A 3779-nucleotide genomic window follows, 5' to 3' on the forward strand; every position below is an offset into this window, starting at 1 on the left:
CTGAGTGCGGGGGATGTTTTGTATTTGACGATGCCGGCGAATCGGTTGGATTTACTGTGGAGAACGCCCTCGGAATTGATTAAAACTTAACGGTTTTACGTAGCAATTTATGTTGCCGATCGCTCAATTGCAACTGCAAACCTGATAAAATTGGGCTAGTAAAGTAAATTGGACTTAGGGCTAATCCTCAGAAACCTGGTTTCTTCCCAGATTTCTCCCGGGTTTAGCGCAAGTTCGAGTATAAATAACCAACAGAGTCTCCATTAGTTGCGATGTAGAATGAGAAAATTTTTAGGATTAATTGTGTTTGGGATGATAATTGCGATCGCCTCTGTAGCTGTGGCCGCTCAACCTTTGTCCGTCGCCTATCCTCCCGCCAACCACAAAACAATAGCCGATCGCATTTTTTTAATCGGTACCGCCCCCCCAACCGGACAAGTATCGGTAAATGGCCAACAAATTCCGCGCAGCGGGGCGGGCCATTTCGCCCCGACATTTCCCCTGCAATTAGGCGAAAATGTCTTTACCTTGCGTTACGAAAATCAGCAAGTTCAAATTAAGGTGACGCGGGAGTCGAATCAGCCGGAAGTCCCCGCTGGATTGGCTTTTGCGAAAGACTCTCTGACGCCGAAAGTCGATGTCGCGAGTTTACCGGGGGAATATATTTGCTTTGGGGCGATCGCCCCGGCGAATGCTTTAGTTGCGGTAAAATTGGCTGGCGTTACTATTCCTTTAAAAGCGCGATCGCAAGTCGAACTCCCCGATAACAAATCTGTACTGTTAGGTGAAAACTCCCCAATTCAAAAAGGCAGCAGCGAACAGTATCAAGGCTGCGGTAAAACCCCCCCCAACCCCACCTTGCTAAGGGGGGGCTATGAGTCTACTGCCGCCTTGCCAAGCGGGGAAAATGAGTCTAACTCCTCCCTACCAAAAGGAGAAAAAATTGATTTAGGACTGCCAGTATTTGAGCTAACAATGAACGATCGAACTGTCAGCCAGCAAGGTACCGGCAAGATTTCTATTCTCTCTCCGGCTGAGTTAGAAATAGCCGAAGTAACAGCAGATCCTGGTGTCGCCAGAACCGGGGCGAGTACAGATTTTTCTCGGATGACACCGCTGCCGAAGGGAACGCGAGCAACAGTTATCGGGCGCGAGGGAGAATGGATTCGGCTCGATTACGGTGCTTGGATCAAAGCATCAGAAGTGCAAATTGTCAAGGATGCAGTTCCCGCGCGATCGATTATTCGCAGCGCGCGATCGCGTCAAGTTCCAGGCTGGACAGAAATCTTATTTCCCTTAGAAATACCAGTCCCAGTCACGGTGCAAGAAGGAGAACGCACCTTCACTTTAACACTGTACAATACCACCGCTCAAACTGACATTATTCGCCTCGACGATGACCCAGTAATTTCGAGTTTAGTTTGGCAACAAATATCGCCGCTGCAAGTACAATATACTTTCAATCTCAAATCTGCCCAGCAGTGGGGCTACAAATTGAGATACGACGGCACAACTTTAGTGCTGTCTTTAAAACATCCCCCAGTTAGAGCGGGCATCTTGCCCGCTCCACAAGAAAAGCCGCTTTCTGGAATTAAAATATTGTTAGATCCGGGACACGGCGGGCCGGAGGATGGAGGTGCTGTGAGTCCAGTGGGGATTAGAGAAAAAACAGTAGCTTTAACTGTGTCGAAATTAGTGCGAGAAGAATTGGTAAATCGGGGTGCAAATGTGGTAATGACGCGGGTGGAAGATGTCGATTTGGATTTGCCGCCGAGGGTAGAAATGATTCAAAAAGAAGAACCTGCGATCGCAATTTCAATCCACTACAATGCTTTGCCCGATAACGGCGATGCAATTAATACTAAAGGTGTCGGCGCTTTCTGGTTTCATCCGCAAGCCCACAGTCTGGGAATGTTTCTGCACAACTATTTAGTTGCAAAGTTAAACCGTCCGAGCTATGGTGTATTCTGGAACAATTTAGCCATGACTCGTCCTGCCGTTGCTCCATCTGTTTTAATGGAATTGGGATTTATGATTAATCCTGAAGAATTTGAATGGATTGTGAATCCGACAGAACAGCAGAAGTTAGCTTCTGCCATCGCCCAAGGCATCACCGAATGGTTTGCTTCGGTAAAATAACACTTAGTAGCAAGGACTGAAGTCCTGCCAACCCAAGGAGCTCAAATAAATGCTAAGTTTGACTCAATCAAAAGCCTTTTTTATTGCAGCCGCAGTTGCAACTTTAAGCTTCTCACTTTACAGCTTTCCAGTTTTTGGCAGACAGCAAAATCTTTCTCCCCAAAAAGTAGAAGCTTTAAAAAAGCAAACTCAATGCTCTTTTATTACAGGTGAAGGCGGCGCTGTCAACATTCGCAGAGGCCCCGGCAATAAGTATCCGGTTGTAGCTAAACTCAAAAGAGGAGACGGAGTTCGGGCCGTCACCCGACAAGGTGATTGGGTGAAAATTGCGGCGAGATTTTCGGGTAATCCTCCTAATGAAACTTTGACAATCCTTAACGGTTGGGTGAACAATAAATTTATCAATGGTTGTTCTGAAGACCAATTTGAAAGGTGGCGGCAATAGGGAATTTAGCGATTTTTTCGTGATAGTGGGTGGTTTTTTGAGCTTGTCAATTGTTGGGGTATTATCGTCTGAAGCGATTAGCAACTCCAACTGACAATAAGGTAATTTTAACGGCCCGGTATTCAACCCGCACCAGGACTTTCGGCTTCGCCCAGCCTCCTGGTGCGGGTGCAAACTTGTATGAAACCTGGTTTAAACTGCCCGGTATTTTTCACCCAAAAGTGTTGGGTTATATTATTGAATAATTGATGAAATAATATAGCCTTTAGAGCGTAACATGAGATGCTAGGAGCGGGCATAGGGCATAGGGCATAGGGCATAGGCAGGAGTGAGCATAGGGCATACTTCACCAAGCTTGAGAACCCCTATAATAGTTGGGATATTGCCTGCACTTGCATTGTTTTTTTGAACTAATATCAGTATTAAAAATTATGAATTTTAGTCGATCGCTCTCGGTAATTGCTATGCTTTCGATCGCAAGCTGCAACATCCAAACCCCAAAAACCAACACGCAGCCTGCAGAAAGCAGATCGCCAATTCCCGCCGCGATTCTGGCCCCACCAAAGTCGGAGATTAAAGAAGCAAAACTAATTGCTGTCGGCGACATCATGATGCACAGTACCCAAACGAGATCGGGCTACGATGCAAAAAAGAAAACATACAATTTTGACAGTTTCTTCGCACCAGTTAAAAACATCCTCTCAAAAGGCGATTGGGTAACGGGAAATCTCGAAACACCCTTAGCGGGCGAAGATGCCGGCGGCTATACGGGATATCCCCTATTCAACGCACCGGCTCAATTACTGGATGCTGCTAAAAAAGCCGGATTTAATATCTTGACAACTGCGAACAATCATGCTTTGGATCGGGGAGAAACAGGCATAATTAGGACGATCGCAAATTTGGGCGATCGACAAATTGCCTCTACGGGAACAGCCAAATCGAAAGCTACGGGCGATCGTACTTTAATCATCACCAAAAACAATATTTCACTAGCCATGCTCGCCTACACCTACAGCACAAACGGCATCCCCATACCCAAAGGCAAAGACTACTTAGTTTCCCTAATCGACGAAAAAAAAATAGTCAAAGATATAGCCAAAGCCCGCAAACAAGGAGCAGATATTATCGCAATTTCCCTGCATTTTGGCGACGAATATCAGCGACAGCCAAACACCCAACAAAAACAATTAGT

3 protein-coding genes are annotated in these 3779 nt (G+C 46.1%); all 3 read left to right on the plus strand.

The genetic code is table 11. From position 1 onward, the window contains the following. The first annotated feature begins 279 nt into the window (after nucleotides 1-279). A complete protein-coding gene (locus WBA89_RS23635) occupies nucleotides 280-2139 on the plus strand; it encodes an N-acetylmuramoyl-L-alanine amidase (protein ID WP_424409863.1) in 1860 nt (619 codons plus the stop codon). Between the two features lie 49 nt (nucleotides 2140-2188). After that, nucleotides 2189-2584: an SH3 domain-containing protein gene (locus WBA89_RS23640; protein WP_424409864.1), complete on the plus strand. Its 396-nt coding sequence runs from the start codon at nucleotides 2189-2191 to the stop codon at nucleotides 2582-2584. 431 nt (nucleotides 2585-3015) lie between these two features. Continuing rightward, nucleotides 3016-3779 (plus strand): CapA family protein (locus WBA89_RS23645; RefSeq protein ID WP_424409865.1); only part of this gene is annotated, 764 nt, incomplete at its 3' end.

This window comes from Microcoleus sp. (assembly GCF_049646505.1).
Lineage (GTDB): Bacteria > Cyanobacteriota > Cyanobacteriia > Cyanobacteriales > Microcoleaceae > Microcoleus.